The organism is Micromonospora sp. NPDC005203 (genome assembly GCF_042872705.1).
GTDB lineage: Bacteria > Actinomycetota > Actinomycetes > Mycobacteriales > Micromonosporaceae > Micromonospora.
This window is the reverse complement of sequence record NZ_JBIAKV010000011.1, coordinates 102,035-120,889: the sequence shown is the minus strand read 5'-3', so window position 1 is coordinate 120,889 and position 18,855 is coordinate 102,035. Positions and strand designations below refer to the sequence as shown.

The window sequence follows — 18,855 nt, the reverse complement described above, 5'->3', positions numbered from 1 at the left end:
ACATCCGATCACGGGTGTCGGCCCCCGGCCCGTGACGACGCCGACGACCTGCCCCCGGGAGCCGACGCATGCACGTATTCGCTGATCCGACGAACTTCGACGCGTACCTGTCGGGTTTCATCTGGATCCTCAAGCTGACCGGCGCGTCGGCGTTGTTCGCGCTGGCGCTCGGCCTGGTGCTCGCCGCCATGCGGGTCTCGCCGGTCCCCGTGCTGCGCGGCTTCGGGGCGGCCTGGGTCAACATCTTCCGCAACACACCGCTGACCCTGGTGGTCTTCTTCTGCTACTTCGGGCTGTACTCCAACCTCGGCCTGAGCCTCTCCGACGACCTGGACCTGAACAACTACTGGCTCGGGGTCGTCGGCCTGTCGGTCTACACGGCCTCCTTCGTCTGCGAGGCGCTGCGCTCCGGCGTCAACACCGTGCCCACCGGGCAGGCCGAGGCGGCCCGCGCGATCGGTCTCACCTTCATGCAGACCCTGCGGATCGTGGTGCTGCCCCAGGCCACGCGCTCCGTGATCGCGCCGCTGGGCAGCATCCTGATCGCGCTCTGCAAGAACGCCACGATCGTCGGCACGATCGGGTTGATGGAGTCCTCAAACGTGATGAAGCAGCTCATCAACGACAACGGTGACGCGGTCATCATGATCTTCCTGGTCTTCGCCGGCACCTTCGCCGCGTTCCTGATCCCCACCGGCTACGCCTTCGGCTGGCTGGCCAATCGACTGGCGGTGAAGCGCTGATGAGCACCGACTCCGTCCTCTACGACCACCCGGGGCCCCGGGCACGCATCCGCAACGCGGCACTGACCGTCGTCTTCGGGGTCGCCCTGGCCGGGCTGCTCTGGTGGATCTACGCGAAGTTCGACGAGGCGGGCCAGTGGGACGGGCAGCTCTGGAAGCCCTTCACCGAGGCCACGACGTGGACCCAGTTCATCGGGCCCGGCCTGCTCGCCACGCTCTGGGCGGCCGCGACCGGCATGGTGCTCTCGTTGGCGTTCGGCATCATCTTCGCGGTCGGCCGGCTCTCCGAGCGTCGCTGGATCAGCATCCCGTCCGGCGCGGTGGTCGAGTTCTTCCGCGCCGTACCGCTGCTCCTCATGATCTTCTTCATCTTCTACGGTGTGCCGTTCGTGATCGACGGGCCGGTGACCGCGTTCTGGGCCGTCGTGATCGGCCTGACGCTGTACAACGGCTCGGTCCTCGCGGAGGCGTTCCGGGCTGGGATCCGCTCGCTGCCCGGCGGGCAGGCCGAGGCCGCCTACGCGATCGGCATGCGCAAGAGCCAGGTCATGCAGCTGATCCTGGTGCCGCAGGCCGCCCGGGCGATGCTGCCGGTCATCGTCAGCCAACTCGTGGTGCTGCTCAAGGACACCGCGCTCGGCTACATCGTCGCCTACCCGGAGCTGCTCCAGCGCGGGGTCAACGACCTCGCCGCGAACAAGGGCAACATCGTCGCCGCGGCCATCGTGGTGGCCGCGATCTACATCGTGATCAACTCGCTGCTCACCGCACTGGCCAACTGGCTGGACCGGCGCAGCAGGCAGCGTGGGTTCCGCGCCCAGCGACGGACCGCCACCGACGCCACGCCGGTCGACGTCCACACGGTCAGCGAACCGCAGGGCTGACCGGCGACGTACCTCCCGCCGGGCCGCCCAGCGCTTGATCGACTCGATCTTTTGGATATCGGGGTGTCCCCACCATGGGGACACCCCGATATTGCTGAACTCGTGGTGAGCGGGCCGGTCAGCGGGCGATCTCGGTGACCCGGGACTCGCGGACCACGGTGACCCGGATCTGACCCGGGTAGGTCAGCTCCTCCTCGATCTGCTTGGCCACGTCGCGGGCCAGCACGGCCGCGCCGATGTCGTCCACGTCGTCCGGCTTGACCATCACCCGGATCTCCCGGCCGGCCTGCATGGCGAAGACCTTGTCCACGCCGAGCTTGCCGGCCGCGATCTCCTCGATCCGCTCCAGCCGCTTGACGTACGCCTCCAGGCTCTCCCGGCGCGCGCCCGGCCGGCCACCGGAACAGGCGTCGGACGCCTGGGTCAGTACGGCCTCGATGGTCTGCGGCGGCACCTCGTTGTGGTGCGCCTCGATGGCGTGCACCACGTCCTCGTGCTCGCCGAACTTGCGGGCCAGGTCCGCGCCGATGATGGCGTGGCTGCCCTCCACCTCGTGGGTGAGTGCCTTGCCGATGTCGTGCAGGAACGCCGACCGCTTGATGATGGGCACGTCCAGCCGCAGCTCGGCGGCCATGATGCCGGCGATGTGCGCGGTCTCCACCAGGTGCTTGAGCACGTTCTGCCCGTACGAGGTGCGGTAGCGCAGGCGTCCGAGCAGGGCCACCAGCTCCGGGTGGATCTCGGTGATGCCGACCTCGACCAGAGCGTCCTCGGCGGCGCGGAGGCAGAGCTGCTCCACCTCCTGCCGGGCCAGGTCGTAGACCTCCTCGATCCGGTGCGGGTGGATCCGCCCGTCCAGGACGAGCTTCTCCAGGGTCAGCCGACCCACCTCGCGGCGCACCGGGTCGAAGCAGGAGAGCAGCACCGCCTCGGGGGTGTCGTCGATGATCAGGTTGACGCCGGTCACCGACTCGAAGGCGCGGATGTTGCGCCCCTCGCGGCCGATGATCCGCCCCTTCATCTCGTCACCGGGCAGGTGCAGGACGCTGACCACGCTCTCCGCGGTCTGTTCGCTGGCGACCCGCTGGATCGCGTCCACCACGATGTGGCGGGCCCGCTGGTCCGCGGTGTTGCGCGCATCGGACTCGATGTCGCGCACCAGCAGCGCCGCCTCCCGCTTGGCCTGGGTCTCGATCGCCTCGACCAGCTCCAGTCGTGCCGCGTCGGCGCTGAGCCCGGCGACCCGCTCCAGCTCCCGGCGGCGCAGTTCCTCGGACTCGGCGAGCTCGGCCTCCCGTCGGGCCAGCGCGGACTCCCGGGTCGCGAGGGCCGCGCGCGCCTCGGTGAGCTGCCGCTCCCGCTCGGCGAACCGCTCCACCTCCTCGGTGTGCATCCGCTCCCGCTCGTCCATCCGCGCCGCCCGACGCTCCACCTCCGCGGCCTGCTCGCGGGTGGTGGCGGCGAGCACCGCGACCTCCCGCTCACCGCTGCGCCGGGCCGTCGACCGTAGCTGCTCGGCGTCGGCCTCGGCCTGCTTGTGGGCGCGCTCCAGGACGGTGTCCGCCTCGGCGCGGGCGTCGTCGAGCACCCGGCGCGCCTCGGCGCGAGCCGCCTTCGCCTCGGCCTTCGCCGCCGCCGCCTCGGCACGAGCCGCCGCGGCTGCGGACTTCGCCACGTCGATCGTGCTGTTCGCCTCGTCGGCGGCGGTCCGCAGGGCAGCGAGAGACTGCTCCTGACGGTCCTTTTCGGCGATGAAGGCGGGATCCTCCGGGGCCGGCGCGGCGCCCATCCGCCGCATCGTTCGGATGCCGACGAGGACAGCCCCGATCACCACCACGGCGAGGACGAGGACGGCCGCGAGGAGCACGACGTCGAACGCGTTCATGCCGGGACCCCGTCGGGTCTACCGATGAACCTGTGCCGCCGCCCCGCCATGGCCGCCTCCCCTAAGGTCGAGACCGCAGCGACCGTGCCGGGGGCACACTCCTGCGGCTGTGGACGCCCGACCGGAGCGGCTGGCCGTGGGTAGCTCTCTCCGCCGGCGGTGCTCGCAGGCAACGTCGGCGACCGGGTGCAGTTGTCGCGGCGTTCCGGACCGGCCTGCCCGGAGTTGCCGCCAAAGGCCGCGGAGTCGGCCAAAGTGATGCTGTCTTGTTACGCGATCTATGTTGTGCGCTTAGCCTGCAATGGTCGGGCAATGTGAGCCTGTATGGCGAGGCTAGGTCGCCGGGGGTGCTCTGGTCAAGGACTCATGATCAAACCCCCCAAACGGAGAGAAGTTGCATCGTCACCCAAAGGTGATGCCGTGTCGGACACGACGGGACAAACACGGCGAGGCGTCCGTCCCGATCCGGATGTCGTGCCTGTTCAGCGACGGCAGCGCCCCTCCGGGGAGCCGACTGTGTGACACCAACGACCCCACGTCCGCGCCCGACCCCCGGCAGGCTCGCCCCGACCAAGATCACACTTGCCGTCCCACGATCGTGCCTCGCCGGCCAAGATCGTGCTCGATCGTGGATGTAGTGGCCTCACCGCGCGAGGACCCCACTCCATCCCGGATCGAGCATGATCTTGGCCGGCGGCCCGGCGGACGGCCAACTCCGCGGCCGTGATCGGCACCGCGGGGTGGACGTCGCGGCCGCGCCCACCGTTCAGACCCGCCTTCAACCTCGGCCCACCCCACAGCGCCCAGCGCGATTCTCACCCGATCGAGCGGTTGTCGCGGTCCAACTCGCCCTCGGCGTCGGCGAGCGCGTCGGCGTCGATCTGCTCGGCGAACTCGGCCGCCTCGGCGCTCTGCGCGGCCAGCGCGTCCTTCACCGCCCGGATAGCCACGCCGGGCGGGTAGCCCTTGCGGGCCAGCATGCCCACCAGCCGGCGGAAGACCGCGTCGGGCTCACCTCGGGCCGTGCGTAGCTTGCGCTCCACCAGGCCACGGGCGGTGTCCGCCTCGGTCTCCTCGTCCAGCTCATCCAGCGCCTCGGTGGCCACCTCGCCGTCCACGCCCTTGCGGCGTAGCTCGTTGGCGAGCGCCCGGCGAGCGAGGCCGCGCCCGGAGTGCCGGCTGGACACCCAGGCGCGGGCGAACGCGGCGTCGTCGATGATGCCGACCTCGTCGTACCTGTCGAGCACCTCGGCCGAGACCTCCTCGGAGATGCCCCGCTTGGCCAGCGCACCGGCCAGCTCGGCCCGGGTGCGGGGCCGGACCGCGAGCTGCCGCAGGCAGATCTCGCGGGCCACCTCCGACTCGTCACGAGGGGGAGACTCGACCGCGTCGGTGTCGGCGGAGCGCCCACGGCGGCCCTGGCGGGGGCGCGGTGGATCGGTGGCGTCGCCCGTACGGGGTGGGCCGGCATCCCAGCCCCGCCCCGTACGGGCGCGTCGTCCTGCCATGGGTCAGCGACCGTCAGAAGTCGACAGGCGGCAGCTCGGGGCCACCGGCGGCGTCACCCGCACCGACACCGACGCCGAGCTTCTCCAGGATCTTCTTCTCGATCTCGGCGGCCACGTCCGGGTTTTCCTTCAGGAACTCCCGGGCCTTCTCCTTGCCCTGGCCGAGCTGGTCGCCGTCGTACGTGTACCACGCTCCGGACTTGCGGATGATCGCCTGCTCCACGCCGACGTCGATCAGCGAGCCCTCACGCGAGATGCCCTTGCCGTACATGATGTCGAACTCGGCCTGCTTGAACGGCGCGGCGACCTTGTTCTTCACGACCTTGACCCGGGTGCGGTTGCCGACCACGTCGGTGCCGTCCTTGAGGCTCTCGATGCGTCGCACGTCGAGCCGGACCGAGGCGTAGAACTTCAGCGCCCGGCCACCGGTGGTGGTCTCCGGGCTGCCGAACATGACGCCGATCTTTTCCCGCAGCTGGTTGATGAAGATCGCCGTGGTGCCGGTGTTGCTGAGCACACCGGTGATCTTCCGTAGTGCCTGGCTCATCAGCCGGGCCTGGAGGCCCACGTGGCTGTCGCCCATCTCGCCCTCGATCTCGGCGCGCGGCACGAGGGCCGCCACCGAGTCGATCACGATGATGTCCAGGGCACCGGAGCGGATCAGCATGTCCGCGATCTCCAACGCCTGCTCACCGGTGTCCGGCTGCGAGACCAGCATCGCGTCGGTATCGACGCCGAGGGCCTTCGCGTACTCCGGGTCGAGCGCGTGCTCGGCGTCGATGAAGGCGGCGATGCCGCCGTTGCGCTGGGCGTTGGCCACCGCGTGCAGTGCCACCGTGGTCTTACCGCTGGACTCGGGACCATAGATCTCGACCACCCGGCCGCGCGGCAGACCGCCGATGCCCAGCGCCACGTCGAGCGCGATGGAGCCGGTCGGGATGATCGCGGTCTGGACGACCGGCCGGTCACCCAGCCGCATCACCGAGCCCTTGCCGAATTGCTTGTCAATCTGAGCGAGAGCAAGGTCGAGTGCCTTCTCCCGGTCAGGCCCTGCTGCCATGGTTGCCACCCCTGCCTTCGCCGGCGTCTTTGCTGAGCTTCGCGTCACGCGGACACGCTAGGCGCTAGGTCCGACAGAAAACCAGCCGACGGGCCGCGAGCTGTGGACGAGCACCCCGCTGTGGACAATAGCCGAACAGGTGTACGACTCGACAAGCGACACGCGGAAGCGACGAAAAGGCTGCTCAGCGTAGCCGGGTGGGCACTCGGTCGGGGTACGCGGCACACACCGCCCGCCACACCACGTGCGTCTGCTCCCCCGACGACAGAGCCTGCTCGATGGTCCGTCCGCCGAGCTGCGACAGCACCTGGTCGCGGGCGATGCTGGCCGCGTAGCCGGGCCCGAACGCCTCGTCAAGGCGCGTCCAGAAGTCGGTCAGCCGCACAGTGATCAGCCCTCCTCGTCCGGTGCCCCGGTCGGCACCGGGCGCAACGCTAGCGCCACCAGGGGCACCGCCGCGACCGCCGCGAGCAGGGTGAGCACCGGATAATCGGCGAGCTGCATGACAAACCCGCTCACCACGGCGGCAGCGGCCCCGGCCAACCCCATGATCAGGTCGCAGAACCCCTGGACGCTCGGCCGCACGTCGGCCGGCACCGACTCGGACAACAGGGTCGAACCGGCCACCATCGTGCCCGACCAGCCCAGCCCGAGCAGGGCCAGACCCACCGACAGTCGGGGTGTGTGGTGCCCGGCGGTGCCGGCGACCGCGCAGGCGGCCAGCAACAACCCGACCCCACCCAGGATCACCGCCCGCCGACCGAGCCGGTCGGTGAGCCAGCCCACCACCGGGGAGAACGCGTACATGCCGGCGATGTGCAGGCTCAACACGATGCCGACCAGCCGCAGCACGTCGGCGTCGGCGTGCGACTCGCCGAGCCGGACCGGCGTCATCGCCATCACCGCCACCATCACCACGTGACCGACCGCCACCGCGGCGATGCCGAGCCGGGCGGCCGGCCGCCCGCGTACCACCGACCAGGCCGTCCGCATCCCGGCGGTGCGCGGCGCGCGTACCTTGACCGGCGCGACGGCCGCCGGCGCGTCGGTGGCCGGCGGCGGGCCGGCGGCGGGTGCGTCGGCCGCCGCGAGCCGGCGCGCGGTGAGCAGCGGGTCGGGCCGGAGCAACCCGAGGAGTACGACGGCAGCCAGCACGAACGCGGCCGCGCTGAACGCGAACGGGCCGGCCAGCGCGGGCAGCCCCCAACCGGAGGTGACCCGGTCGGCCAGCGCGGCGAAGTTCGGCGCGGCCACCGCGCCGATGGTGGTGGCCCAGACGATCAGGGAGAGCTGCCGGCCTCGGCGGGCCGGCTCGGCGAGATCCACAGCCGTGTAGCGGGCCTGGAGGTTCGCGGCGGTTCCCCCGCCGAAGAGCAGCATGCCGAGAAGGAGCAGCGGCACCCAGCGGGTGGCCGCAGCCAGCACCACCAGTACGCCGCCAACGGCGCCGATCGCGTACGCCAGCACCAGCCCGGGCCGGCGACCGTGCCGCGCCATGATTCGGGTGACCGGGACGGCGAGCAACGCCGCGCCCACCACCCCGGCGCTCTGCGCCACACCGGCCATCGCGGTGCCGGCGATCCGCGCGGCGAGCAGCGCGCCCACGGCGATGCCGATGGTCACGCCGATCCCACCGATGATCTGGGTGGTGAAGAGCAGCCGCAGGGTACGCCGCTGGATCGACGCGACGTCGGGTCGGGCGGCGGTACGCGGCGCGGTCAGGTCGGTCGCCATCGGCGCTCCTCGGGACGGGATGACCCATCCTCGCGCACCCACCCCGACCAGCGGCAGTGGGTTTCGCCCACAGCCGCCTGCCGCCTGCTGCCTGCTGCCTGCCGCCTGCCGCCTGCCGCCTGCCGCAAGATCATTTCAACTTCGGTGGAACTGCTGTCTCAGCGCGCCGGGAAGCAGCACTTTCCCCGACGTTGCGCGGCCGTGGGTTCGTGCGCGCGGGCGGGTACCCGGGTTGTCCTACTCGCGCGGTTGTCGTGGTTTGGGCACGGGCAGCAGGGCTGCGAGCCGGCGGATCCGGGTCAGGGTGAGCGCGGCGGCGACCACACTGATGGCGGCGACCACGCCGAAGGTCACCGCGAAGCCCTCGCTGTCGGCGGCGAGCAGGGCGAGCAGGATCAGCCCGAGGGAGATGCCCAGGACGGACAGCAGCGCCGCCCAGGTGGCCTGCCGCTGCCCGGCGAGGTACCCGGGCAGTCCAACCCGTACCGCGTCGTCCTCGGGCACGCTGCCGGTACGCAGTGCCTCGCGCAGCGGGTGCCCCTCGGGATCCCGACGGGCATTCTGCTCGGCCGCCGACCGCCTGCTCAGGTAGATCGCCGGGCCGATCCAGACGGTGTTCAGGGCGGCGCCAAGCACGGCCTCGACAAGTGGTTCCTGTCGGTCGAAGAGCCAGCGCACCGGCAGCCCGACGACCACCGTCATCGGCACCCAGTAGACGACCATGAGCTGCAAGCCGGGCGCCCGATTGAGGAACCGCCTCCATCTCTCGCGACGCCCGGCGGCCACAGCGGGCGCATCGGCGCGACGCTCGTCGTTGTCAACGTCCATCGACACCCGTTACCCACCCACGCGATCCGCGACGCAGTGTCGGTTGCCGATCCGCGCGACCGGAAACTGCCCAAGATCTGGACGGCATACGGCCGGGTTGGTCAGCCCGCCATCACCCGCTGGTGCAGCGCGGCGACCGCCGAGCGGGCCGCCACGAACGCCCCGTGCTGCCAGGCCACCTCGTGGCTCAGCCAGTCCCCGGCGAAGTAGACCCGCCCGGCCGGCTGAAGCAGCAGGTTGTATCCGGGTGTGCCGTACCGGGGCGAGGTCCACGCGCCCTCGATGTAGGGGGTCCGGTCCCAGGCGTGCGAGTACGAGGTGACCAACTCGCTGCGGTACTTGTCGCCGTGGATCTTCACACCCTGGCTGACGGCACGCTCTCTGCGCTGTTCCGGCGCGAGCCCGCTGTACGCCCTGGCGTTCGCCCCGGTGTTGTAGTAGCCGACGACCAGGCCGCGCCTGCCGTGGAAGCCGTACGACGGATACCAGATGTGCGACAGGTCCAGGTCGGTCTCGGTGATGCCGCCGTAGATCCGCTGGTCGGTCTCCCACCAGCGGCTGCGGTACTCCAGGCCGATCTTGCCGGCGGCGGTGACCGGGAAGTCGGCCAGGGCGGCGGTCACCTCGGTGCCGAGATTGTGCGGCACCCGGGCCATCAGGTGCGGCGGCAGCGCCGCCACGCAGTAGTCGGCGGTGATCTGCGACTGCCGGCCACCCTGCCGGTAGGTCACCTCCACCCGGCTGCCCCGGTCGGTCACCCCGGTCACCTCGGCGTTGAGGCGTACCCGCTTCGGCCCCACGGCCTTGGCCAGGGCGCGCGGGATCTGGTCCATCCCGCCGACCGGCTGGAACATCAGCATGGCCTGGTCGTAGCCCAGCTCGAACGAGAAGTACCGGCCGACGTTGCTGGCGAAGACGTCGGAGAGCGGCGGCGGCGGGCCGAGCACGGTGCCCACGTCGTTGCCCGCGCCCGGATACCCGGAGAAGCCGCGCCGGCTGGTCCCGGTGTACGCCCAGTCGCTGGCCCGCCCGCCGATCGCGCCGAAGCTCTGCAGGAACGACAGCAGCCGGTCGCGATCGTCGGTGGTCAGCCGGCCGTCCAGCGCCCCCTGGTCGGTGGCCTTGGCGAGCAGTTCCGAGACGTAGCCGTACACGTCGGCCTTGGCGGTGCGGTACCGGACCGGCTCGGTCATCCCGGCGGACTCGTTGTAGATCCAGGCGTCGGCGTTCTGGTTGGTGAAGACCTCGATGGGTACGCCGAGTTCCCGGCAGTAGTCCATGGTGAGCATCCACTGCGCGATCCGACCCGGCCCGGCGTTGAAGTAGACCCCGTCGGAGAAACCGGCCCGCTGGGTGCGTCCGTCGAGGTCGGTCTCGACGTCGCCGCCCCGGATGGTCAGGTTCCGCCCACCGACGCGGTGTCGCGCCTCCAGGATCGTGCAGTCGTAGCCGGCCTTGCCCAACTCGTACGCGGTGGTGAGCCCCGCGACGCCGCCGCCGAGAACGACCACGCTGGCGCCCGACCGCCCGGTCAGGGTGAAGTCGGATCGCTCCGGCGCTCGGAACGCGGGGACCTGGACTCCGGCCGCGCTGGGAGCGAGGCCCATGGCACCCATCGTGGCGAGCATCGCACCGGCACCGCCGCTGACCCCGACCGCCCGCAGGAACCCACGCCGGCTGACCATCGACTGTGTCTGATCGCTCATAACGGCCTCCCCTACAAGATCGACTCCCGTGAGTCTGTAGAGGACCTGTTACGCGGATCGCGCATTGTCGTTTCTGGCGGGTATCGCCTCGGCGTTCGGCCACGGTGGCACTTCCGACGGAGATTCCCCGACCCGGCAGTGCGTCGCCGACCTCCCGGGTGCGGCGGGTGAGACCACTGACGGGCGGACGGGGCTGCCGGTCCCTACCCGGCGAGGGCACGGGTGACGACGGCAAGGTCGGCGACCAGCCCTTCGTACGCCTTGTCCTGATCGTCGGCGCGCAGCACCGCGGACGGGTGGATGGTGGCCAGCAGCCGTGCCGTGGGCGCGTCGGCCCGCTTCCCGGAGTTGTCCACCGGCACCCGCCGGAAGTCCTCCGGGTGCTGTGCCGACTCGGGCCAGGGCAGCAACTCGCCGCGCTGCCGGGTGACCCGGAAGGACGGGCCGAGCAGCGCCTTGGCGGCGGTGGCGCCGAGCACCACCACGATCTCCGGACGCAGCCGGGCGAACTCGGCGACCAGCCAGGGCCGGCAGGCGGTGACGTGCACCTGGTCCGGCGTCTGGTGGATCCGCCGCCGGCCGCGCAACTCGAACCGGAAGTGCTTCACGGAGTTGGTGAGATAGAGCTGACCCGGCTCCAGCCCAGCGTCGTCGACGGCACGTCGCAGCAGCCGTCCGGCGGGGCCGACGAACGGCAGCCCTTTCTGGTCCTCCAGGTCACCGGGCTGCTCACCGACGAGCACCACCCGGGCGCTCTCGTCGCCCCGGCCGAACACCGTCTGCGAGGCGTCGCGGTACAACTCGCAACCCCGGCAACCACCGGCCGCGGTGCGCAGGTCATCGATGGTGTCAGCGTCGGGCGGGATGAACCGCTGGGCGCCCGGAGCGCTCCCGGTCTGCTCGGCCATGCCGACTGTTATATACCCGTCAGGTGCCCCACGCCCGGTACGTCCGCGCCGCGGTGCCGAGACGCGGTGCCGCGCCCTCCCGGCGGCGACGCGACACGCTGCCGGCCACGCCAGGTCGTCGGCGCGCGACGCCGACCCGCGTCAGTACCCGTTACCGCCGCCATCCCCACCGGAAGCTATCGCGATCAGCACGATGATGATAATGATGATCGCCACTGCGACAGCGATCCAGACTCCCTTACGCGCCCCACCTGAAGCCATGACCCCACCTCCGAAGCCCCGCATACCCGCCTCGTCCGCCCCGAATCCCCCGCGATCTTGCACTTTCTGCCCGGACTAATGCCGCATCTCTCGACATATCGGCGACAGAAAGTGCAAGATCGCGGGGGCGGGGGCGGGGGGCGGGGGCGGGGGGCGGGGCGGGGGGCGGGGCGGGGGGCGGGGCGGGGGGCGGGGCGGGGGGCGGGGCGGGGTGGGGTGGGGTGGGGTGGGGTGGGTTAGGTTTGGAAGCCTCGGGGTGGAGTGGGATTCTGGGCTTGAGCCAGGGCGGCTGCCAGTGGAGCCAGATCGTCGGTGGTCAGGGGGCTGACGCAGATGCGGACAGCGGGTGGCGCGGCGATCCGGTAGAGGGCGCCGGGGGCCACCGCCCAGCCGGCGTCGCGCAGGGCGGTGACCACACTTGTCTCGTCCGCCACGGGGAGCCAGACGTTGATGCCGCTGCGGCCGTGCGCGGTCAGGCCGTGCGCGGCCAGTGCGGCCAGCAGCCCCGTACGCCGCTGCTCGTAGCTCCGCGCCGCCCGCCGCACCTGCTCGGTGACCGCCGGGTCCTGCCAGAGGGCGAGGACCAGCCGCTGCAACACGGTGGAGACCCAGCCGGCGCCGACCCGGGTGCGGCCGGTCACCCGGGCGACCGTGGTCTCGTCGCCGACCAGCACCGCGAGCCGCAGGTCCGGGCCGAAGGGTTTGCTCACCGAGCGCACGAAGGCCCAGCTCGACGTCGCCCCGGCCAGCGGGTGCAGGGGTACGCGGGCCAACTCCGCGGCGTGGTCGTCCTCGATCAACAACAGGTCCCGCCGACCGGCGAGCAGCGCTCGCAGGGCCTCGGCGCGGGCGGCGGAGACGGCCGCGCCGGTCGGGTTCTGCGCCCGGCTGGTGACCACCAGCGCCCGCGCTCCGGCGGCCAACGCGGAGGCCACCCCGGCCACCAGGGGCCCCTCGTCGTCGAGCGGTACGCCGATCGGGCGCAGGCCCAGCGCGGCGACCAGGTCGAGCAGGTTGGCCCAGCCCGGATCCTCCACCGCCACCGCGTCACCGGGGCGCAGGTGTGCGCCGAGCAGCCGTTCGATGCCGTCCAGCGCGCCGCCGGTGAGGGTGAGCTCCCCGGCCGGTACGCCGTCGGCGCCCAGCCGGGCGCGGGCCACCTCGGCAAGCTCCGGCAACACCCCGGCGTCGGAGTAGCCGACCGATGGGCCGTTGTCGGCGGCGAGGGCCGCCAGGTGCGGGCCGAGTGGCGGCAGTAGCCGGGGGTCGGGCTCGCCCCGGGACAGGTCCCGGGCGCCGGGCAACGGCGGGGGGCGCAGCGCGGAGCGGCGGGCGGCCACCGGCGGGCGCGGACGCACCCGGGTGCCGTGCCGCCCGGCGGTGGCGAGCAGGCCGCGCTGACGCAGGTCCTGGTAGGCGCGGGCCACGGTGGCGGGGCTGACCCCCAACTCGGCGGCGAGAGCCCGTACGGGCGGCAGCGCGGCCCCCGGCGGCAGGGCACCCGTACGGATGCCCGACTCGATGCTGGCCGAAATCTCGACGGCCGTCGTTCCACTGAGCTGATAGCGTGCTGACACAAACAAGAGATTGTACTAGAACAAAGGGACGCGCGCATGTACGCACCTACCGCCCGGACCACACCCCACCGCTCCCGCGACAAGATGACCTACGACCGGGCCGCCGCCCACGCGGTGCTCGACGAGGCGTACCACTGTGCGTTCGGCTTCACCGTCGACGGCCAGCCACGGGTGCTGCCCACCCTTCACGTCCGCATCGGCGACACGCTCTACCTGCACGGCTCCACCGGCAGCCGCCCGCTGCTCGCCGCCCGCGATGACGGGCTGGAGGTCTGCGTCACGGTGACCCTGCTGGACGGTCTGGTCTACGCCCGCTCCCAGTTCCACCACAGCGCCAACTACCGCTCGGTGGTCGCGCTCGGCACCGCCCGACTGGTCACCGACGAGCGGGAGAAGAGCGCCATGCTCACCGCGCTCGTCGAGAAGGTCGGCTCGGGGCGCAGCACGGACACCCGCCCACCCAGTCGGCGTGAGCTGGCCGAGACCGCGGTGCTGGCGCTGCCACTGCACGAGGTGTCGGTCCGCACCCGCTCCGGTGGCGTCCGCGAGGACGAGGCCGACCTGGACCTGCCGCACTGGGCCGGCGTGCTGCCGCTGCGGCTGACCGCCGGGCAACCCGAGCCGGACGCCGGGGTCACCGCACCGCTGCCGGCGTTTCTCCGCACGGCCCGCACGCCCTGGCACGACCCGGTGGCTCTGCACGGCGAGCACGTCCGGTTGGAGCCACTGGATCTGGCGCACGCCGACGAACTGCACGCCGCCACTGCCGACCCGCAGGTGTGGCGACACCTCAGCGTCGCGCTGCCCACCACACCTGCCGCGACGGCCGAGGTGATCCGCGGCGCCCTGGCCGCCCAGCACGCCGGCGAGCGGGTGGCCTGGGTGCAGCGGTGCGCGGTGACCGGGTCGGTGGTGGGCAGCACCTCCTACTACGAGATCGACCCGCAGCGGCGGTCGGTGGCGATCGGACACACCTTCCTCGGCCGGCCCTGGTGGCGTACCGCAATCAACACCGAGGCGAAGTTGCTGCTGCTCAGCCGGGCCTTCGACGACCTGGGCGCGGTCCGGGTGGCCTGGCACACCGACATCCGCAACGTCCGCTCCCAGGCGGGCATCGAACGGCTCGGCGCGACCCGGGAAGGGGTGCTGCGGATGCACCGGCAACGCCCGGACGGCTCCTGGCGGGACACCGTGCAGTACGCGATGACCGTCGACGAGTGGCCGACGGCACAGGCACGGCTACGCGAAAGACTTCTGCGAACGGCACCGGCGGCGTGATGATGGCGGGCGTGCTGGGGATCACCGACATCTGGACGTACGTGCTGGGCACCGTGGCCATCATCCTGCTGCCCGGGCCGAACTCGCTCTTCGTGCTCTCCACCGCGGCCAAGCGGGGCGTCGCGGTGGGCTACCGGGCCGCCGGTGGTGTGTTCGTCGGCGACGGGGTGCTGATGTTCCTCTCCGCCGCCGGGGTGGCGTCGCTGCTCAAGGCGTACCCCCCGCTGTTCCTGGTGGTCAAGTACGCCGGCGCCGCGTACCTCGGTTATGTCGGGGTGACCATGCTGCTCGGCGCCGTGCGACGCTGGCGCGACCGCAACGACCCGAGCACGCCGCGGCTCATCGACGCCGCGGAGCCGGCGGCGATGCGCAGCCCGTTCCGCAAGGCGCTGGTGATCAGCCTGCTGAACCCGAAGGCGATCCTGTTCTTCATCTCGTTCTTCATCCAGTTCGTCGACCCCGACTACGCCTGGCCGGCGCTGTCGTTCCTGCTGCTCGGGCTGATCGCCCAGGTGACCAGCGCGCTCTACCTCACTGCGTTGATCTTCGCGGGCACCTTCCTGGCCGCCCAGTTCCGCCAACGCCGCCGCCTGGCCGCCGGCGGAACCACCGCCGTAGCAGCCCTCTTCCTGGCCTTCAGCCTCAAGCTAGCCACCGCCACAGCCAGCTAACTCCCGCCGCACCCCGCGTTGATCATGGGGTTGTAGCCCACTCGCTCCGGCGTGTGGGAGCTGTAAACCCGTGACCAACGCGGGGTGGGGATGCGGGGTGCGGGGAGGGAAGTTAGGTGCCGTCTCCGCCGGAGCCGCCTCCTCCTACGCCTCCGCTGCCCGCCGTGCCGCCCAGGCCGTAGCCGGACCGGACCGGCTCGTCGGGATGGCGGCTGACGTGGGCGGACCCCGCGATCTGCGCCGACCAGTCGGCGTCCGCGGCAGCGGCGGCGTGCCTGTTGATCGCCTGGCGGATCCAACCGTCGACGGTGGCGACCCAGTCCCGGCGGTCGGCGTCCTCGTGCCAGATCCGGAACCGGCTGATGCTCTGGTGGGTGATCCCGGCCAGCGCCAGTCGGCGATCCATCCAGAGGATCGCCTCCAGACCCGCCGAGTTGGTCACGAAGATCACCTCCAGCTCGGTGATCGGGCCGGCGTAGAGCGGCCCCACCCAGTAGCCCCAGCGCTGGTGCAACGGCAGGGTGTGCTCGACCCCGGGCAACCCGCCCTCCTGCAACCCGGACTGGCGGATCAGGAAGCCCAACGTGTCCAGTGCCGCCAGCACGTGCTGCTGGGTGGGGAGCGGGTGCACGAGGACCGGCACCATGGCCCCCTGGTCACGGTCGGGATCGAGCGACACCTCGGTCCGCAGGCCCATCCGCAGGCTCAGCAGTGGCGCCCCGCCGAAGATGGTCACCGGGGTCTCCCACGGCAGGGGGAACGCGAAGTCGACAGCCCGCCGCCGACCGGCCGGTACGACGAACCGACCGGCGATCGGCAGGTGGTGGAACTGCATGAGCCGCCGGGCGGCGGCGGGATCGTCCGGCTCGACAGTGGTGACCAGACCGAGCCGGACGTGTCGCACCAGCACGTCCTCCGGCCCGGCGGCGAGGGTCACCCGCCCCGGCAGGCGCAGTCCCGGCCGGGTGCTCGGGTTGGGCAGCGTGGTCTGCACGGAGAGCCCGGTCCGACCGGACTCCCGGGACACCCCTGTCAGCCGCACCACACGCCCCCTTCCGGGACAGGGCCCCGCCGACCCCGTACGGGCAGCGCCTACCCCATCGAGGCGACGTCACGCCCGCAGCACCGACCCGGCCGCACCTCGGTGGCGCGGCCGGGTCGGGCGGCTCAGCGCAACCGCCGTCCGCGCGGCACAGTGTCGGTCTCGTCGTCGAACTCACCGATGACCTCCTCCAGGAGGTCCTCCAGCGCCACGAACCCGATCGGTCGGGCCGGGCCACCGCCGTTTCGCACCAACGCGAGCTGCGACTGCCGGCCCCGCATCGCCGCCACCGCCTCGGTGACCGAGGAGGTGGCGGGCAGGGTGAACGCGGGCGTCATCAGCGACCCGGCGGTGGCGACGCGGCCGGTGGTGACCACCCGTACCGCCTCCCGGACGTGCACCAGACCGCAGACGTCGCCCGCCTCGTCGAGCACCGCCAGTCGGGACCGGCCGCTGTCCCGGCTGACCTGTTCGATCCGCTCGGCCGGGTCGTCCCGACGGACGGTGACCATGGTGGCGAACGGTTCCATCACCTGCGCCACGGACGTGCCCTGCAACTCCAGCATGCTGGTCAGCAACTGGTGCTGCTCCGCGCCGAGCAGCCCGTGCTCACGGGACTGCTCCAACAGGATCCGCAGCTCGTCCGGGCCGTGCACCTGGGCGAGCTGATCCTGCTGGTTCACCCCGACCAGCCGCAGGATCGCGTTGGCCAGGGCGTTGAGTGCGGAGAGCACCGGCCGGGACACCCGGGCAAAGGCACGGAACGGCAACGCCAACAACGTCGCCGAACGCTCCGCGTCGGTGATCGCCCACGACTTCGGCGCCATCTCCCCCACCACCAGGTGCAGGAAGGTGACCACCCCGAGGGCGAAGACCAGGGCCACGAGGTGGCTGGCCGCGTCCGGCAGGCCCACCGCGTGCAGCAGCGGGCTGAGCAGGTGCTCGATCGCCGGCTCGGCCAGCGCGCCGAGACCCAGGGTGCACAACGTGATGCCGAGCTGCGCGCCGGCCAGCATCAGCGACAGCTCGCGGACACCGTCCAGCGCGGCACGTGCCGCCCGACCGCCGTTCACCGCCGCCTGCTCAAGGCGGTAGCGCTTGCTGGCCACCAGGGCGAACTCGGCGGCCACGAAGAACCCGTTCAGCGCCAGCAGGATCACCGAACTGAACAGCGCGATCCCGGGGCTCATCGGTGCTGTCCTTCGTTCGCGACTGTGGGACTCGCAAGCTCACTCCTCGCGCTCACGCGCTCACCCCCGGTTTGGTCAGCTGCAACCGCACCGAGTCGGCCACGTGCCGGTCCACGGCCAGCACCTCGACCAGCGCCCGGGGCTCGGCCTCGTTGTCCTCGCCGTCCGCGCCCTCGGGCAACAGGCTGATCTCCAGCCGGTCACCGACCTCCGGCACCCGGCCCAGCTCCCGCATCACCAGTCCGGACAGGGTGTCGTACTCCGGGGCCTCGGGCAGGGCGATGCCGGTGCTGTCGGCGACCTCGTCGATCCGCCAGCGCGCCGGCACCACCCAGGACCCGTCGTCCTGCTGGGCCGGTGCCCGGTCCGGCGGGTCGTCCTCGTCCCGGATCGGGCCGACCAACTCCTCGGCGATGTCCTCCAGCGTGATCACCCCGGCGAAGCCGCCGTACTCGTCGACCACGCAGGCCATCTGCCGATGCCCGGACCGCAACCGGTCGAGCACCGTGGGCAGGGGCAACGTCTCCGGTACGAGCAGCGGCGGCCCGGCCACCGCGCTCACCGGGGTGGTGGCCCGCTCCCCCGGGGGTACGCCGAGCACGTCGGCGATGCCGACGACACCGAGCAGGTCGTCGACGCCCTCCGTGCCGCGTACGGGGAAGCGGGAGTGGCCGGTGTCCAGCAGCTCGACCACCCGGCTGACCGGCTCGTGTGCCCGTACGGTGTGCACGTCGACCCGGGGCACCATGGCCTCCCCGGCGGTCAGCTCGCGGAAGTCCAGACCTCGGTCGAGCAGCGTGGACATCTCGGCGTCGAGGCTGCCCTCCTCGCGGGACTCGGCGATGATCTGTTCCAGGTCGGCCGGGGTGGCGCCGCTGGGCAGCTCCTCGATCGGCTCGATGCCGATCCGCCGCAGCAGCCGTACCGAGGCCCGGTCGAAGAGCCGGATCAGCGGCCCGGCGACGGCCAGGTAGATCAGGGTGGACCGGCTCAGCGCCCGGGCCAGTTGCACGGCCCGGGCGATGGCCAGGTTCTTCGGGGCCAGCTCACCGAGCACCATCTGCACGACGGTGGCGATGACCAGGGCCAACGCCACCGACAGCGGGAGGCTGACCGCCTCGCTGACGCCGGCCACGCCGAGCAGGTCGGCGAGGCCACCGCCCAGGTACGGCTCGGCGACGTAGCCGACCAGCAGGGCGGTCACGGTGATGCCGAGTTGCGCGCCGGAGAGCATGAAGGAGAGCCGGCTGGTGACGGTCAGCGCCCGGGCGGCGGCCTGATCGCCGTCATCGGCGAGCTGGCGCAGCTTGCCCCGGTCCACGGCGACATAGCCGAACTCCTGCGCCACGAAGTATCCGGTGGCGGCAGTGAGAAGAATTATCAGAAGGAGACCAACGACGATCAACACGGGTCGCTCAGGGCTCCCGGGGTCGTCGGTACGGGGATATGCCGGGCACGACCCGGCTGGCTACTGCTGCCCTCCTGGGCAGAAGAGTCGATCATGCCGCTATTTTATCGGCGCTGGCTGGGACCCCGCTGGGGGTGGGCCGAAGGAGCGGCAACGTCCGGTTCGACAGCCG

At 71.7% G+C, this 18,855-nt stretch carries 16 protein-coding genes; 4 read left to right on the top strand and 12 right to left on the bottom strand.

The window, feature by feature from the left end:
• Positions 1-68 precede the first annotated feature (68 nt).
• Positions 69-743 (top strand): amino acid ABC transporter permease, encoded by a 675-nt coding sequence (locus ACFYPM_RS23285; protein ID WP_387200509.1) that lies wholly within the window; start codon positions 69-71, stop codon positions 741-743.
• Positions 743-1,627 carry an amino acid ABC transporter permease gene (locus tag ACFYPM_RS23280; RefSeq protein ID WP_387200506.1) on the top strand — a complete coding sequence of 295 codons (885 nt, stop codon included), beginning with the start codon at positions 743-745 and terminating at the stop codon, positions 1,625-1,627. The genes ACFYPM_RS23285 and ACFYPM_RS23280 overlap by 1 nt, the downstream gene beginning before the upstream one ends.
• Positions 1,628-1,745: 118 nt before the next feature.
• Here the strand turns inward: ACFYPM_RS23280 and rny are convergent, their stop codons facing one another.
• The 9 genes from rny to ACFYPM_RS23235 all read right to left on the bottom strand — a co-directional run bounded on the left by rny (position 1,746) and on the right by ACFYPM_RS23235 (position 13,094).
• A complete protein-coding gene (gene rny, locus ACFYPM_RS23275) occupies positions 1,746-3,512 on the bottom strand; it encodes a ribonuclease Y (protein ID WP_387200503.1) in 1,767 nt (588 codons plus the stop codon).
• An 815-nt stretch (positions 3,513-4,327) separates the two neighbouring features.
• Entirely contained in the window at positions 4,328-5,020 is a 693-nt protein-coding gene (locus ACFYPM_RS23270; protein WP_387200500.1) for a regulatory protein RecX, read from the bottom strand.
• 13 nt (positions 5,021-5,033) lie between these two features.
• Positions 5,034-6,080 carry a recombinase RecA gene (gene recA / locus ACFYPM_RS23265; RefSeq protein ID WP_007456801.1) on the bottom strand — a complete coding sequence of 349 codons (1,047 nt, stop codon included), beginning with the start codon at positions 6,078-6,080 and terminating at the stop codon, positions 5,034-5,036.
• Between the two features lie 184 nt (positions 6,081-6,264).
• Entirely contained in the window at positions 6,265-6,465 is a 201-nt protein-coding gene (locus ACFYPM_RS23260) for a DUF3046 domain-containing protein (RefSeq protein ID WP_387200497.1), read from the bottom strand.
• A 5-nt stretch (positions 6,466-6,470) separates the two neighbouring features.
• Positions 6,471-7,814, bottom strand: a complete 1,344-nt coding sequence (locus tag ACFYPM_RS23255) for an MFS transporter (RefSeq protein ID WP_387200494.1) — start codon at positions 7,812-7,814, stop codon at positions 6,471-6,473.
• A 237-nt stretch (positions 7,815-8,051) separates the two neighbouring features.
• Entirely contained in the window at positions 8,052-8,642 is a 591-nt protein-coding gene (locus tag ACFYPM_RS23250; protein WP_387200491.1) for a hypothetical protein, read from the bottom strand.
• Between the two features lie 101 nt (positions 8,643-8,743).
• Positions 8,744-10,348: a flavin monoamine oxidase family protein gene (locus ACFYPM_RS23245; RefSeq protein WP_387200488.1), complete on the bottom strand. Its 1,605-nt coding sequence runs from the start codon at positions 10,346-10,348 to the stop codon at positions 8,744-8,746.
• Positions 10,349-10,551: 203 nt separating this feature from the next.
• Positions 10,552-11,256 carry a UdgX family uracil-DNA binding protein gene (locus ACFYPM_RS23240; RefSeq protein WP_387200485.1) on the bottom strand — a complete coding sequence of 235 codons (705 nt, stop codon included), beginning with the start codon at positions 11,254-11,256 and terminating at the stop codon, positions 10,552-10,554.
• A 497-nt stretch (positions 11,257-11,753) separates the two neighbouring features.
• On the bottom strand, positions 11,754-13,094 hold the full coding sequence (locus tag ACFYPM_RS23235; protein ID WP_387200482.1) for an aminotransferase class I/II-fold pyridoxal phosphate-dependent enzyme: 1,341 nt from the start codon (positions 13,092-13,094) through the stop codon (positions 11,754-11,756).
• Between the two features lie 36 nt (positions 13,095-13,130).
• On the opposite strand from ACFYPM_RS23235, the gene ACFYPM_RS23230 reads away from it, so the two are divergent.
• Together ACFYPM_RS23230 and leuE are read left to right on the top strand one after the other, a co-directional pair.
• Positions 13,131-14,372, top strand: a complete 1,242-nt coding sequence (locus ACFYPM_RS23230; RefSeq protein WP_387200479.1) for a bifunctional pyridoxamine 5'-phosphate oxidase family protein/GNAT family N-acetyltransferase — start codon at positions 13,131-13,133, stop codon at positions 14,370-14,372.
• A complete protein-coding gene (gene leuE, locus ACFYPM_RS23225; RefSeq protein ID WP_387200760.1) occupies positions 14,372-15,043 on the top strand; it encodes a leucine efflux protein LeuE in 672 nt (223 codons plus the stop codon). Before ACFYPM_RS23230 ends, leuE begins: the two co-directional genes overlap by 1 nt.
• Positions 15,044-15,155: 112 nt before the next feature.
• Here leuE and ACFYPM_RS23220 read toward each other — a convergent pair whose 3' ends face one another.
• The 3 genes from ACFYPM_RS23220 to ACFYPM_RS23210 all read right to left on the bottom strand — a co-directional run bounded on the left by ACFYPM_RS23220 (position 15,156) and on the right by ACFYPM_RS23210 (position 18,683).
• Positions 15,156-16,085 (bottom strand): sporulation protein, encoded by a 930-nt coding sequence (locus tag ACFYPM_RS23220; RefSeq protein WP_387200476.1) that lies wholly within the window; start codon positions 16,083-16,085, stop codon positions 15,156-15,158.
• Between the two features lie 125 nt (positions 16,086-16,210).
• Positions 16,211-17,275 (bottom strand): hemolysin family protein, encoded by a 1,065-nt coding sequence (locus ACFYPM_RS23215; RefSeq protein WP_387200473.1) that lies wholly within the window; start codon positions 17,273-17,275, stop codon positions 16,211-16,213.
• A 52-nt stretch (positions 17,276-17,327) separates the two neighbouring features.
• A complete protein-coding gene (locus tag ACFYPM_RS23210) occupies positions 17,328-18,683 on the bottom strand; it encodes a hemolysin family protein (protein WP_387200471.1) in 1,356 nt (451 codons plus the stop codon).
• Between the last annotated feature and the right edge of the window lie 172 nt (positions 18,684-18,855).

What these genes read in the sequence shown, in the direction of transcription:
- ACFYPM_RS23270 (WP_387200500.1), bottom strand. Translation starts at nt 5,020, where the DNA reads ATGGCAGGACGACGCGCCCGTACGGGGCGGGGCTGGGATGCCGGCCCA.
- ACFYPM_RS23215 (WP_387200473.1), bottom strand. Translation starts at nt 17,275, where the DNA reads ATGAGCCCCGGGATCGCGCTGTTCAGTTCGGTGATCCTGCTGGCGCTG.
- recA (WP_007456801.1), bottom strand. Translation starts at nt 6,080, where the DNA reads ATGGCAGCAGGGCCTGACCGGGAGAAGGCACTCGACCTTGCTCTCGCT.
- ACFYPM_RS23230 (WP_387200479.1), top strand. Translation starts at nt 13,131, where the DNA reads ATGTACGCACCTACCGCCCGGACCACACCCCACCGCTCCCGCGACAAG.
- ACFYPM_RS23240 (WP_387200485.1), bottom strand. Translation starts at nt 11,256, where the DNA reads ATGGCCGAGCAGACCGGGAGCGCTCCGGGCGCCCAGCGGTTCATCCCG.
- ACFYPM_RS23255 (WP_387200494.1), bottom strand. Translation starts at nt 7,814, where the DNA reads ATGGCGACCGACCTGACCGCGCCGCGTACCGCCGCCCGACCCGACGTC.
- leuE (WP_387200760.1), top strand. Translation starts at nt 14,372, where the DNA reads ATGATGGCGGGCGTGCTGGGGATCACCGACATCTGGACGTACGTGCTG.
- ACFYPM_RS23250 (WP_387200491.1), bottom strand. Translation starts at nt 8,642, where the DNA reads ATGGACGTTGACAACGACGAGCGTCGCGCCGATGCGCCCGCTGTGGCC.
- ACFYPM_RS23285 (WP_387200509.1), top strand. Translation starts at nt 69, where the DNA reads ATGCACGTATTCGCTGATCCGACGAACTTCGACGCGTACCTGTCGGGT.
- rny (WP_387200503.1), bottom strand. Translation starts at nt 3,512, where the DNA reads ATGAACGCGTTCGACGTCGTGCTCCTCGCGGCCGTCCTCGTCCTCGCC.
- ACFYPM_RS23245 (WP_387200488.1), bottom strand. Translation starts at nt 10,348, where the DNA reads ATGAGCGATCAGACACAGTCGATGGTCAGCCGGCGTGGGTTCCTGCGG.
- ACFYPM_RS23280 (WP_387200506.1), top strand. Translation starts at nt 743, where the DNA reads ATGAGCACCGACTCCGTCCTCTACGACCACCCGGGGCCCCGGGCACGC.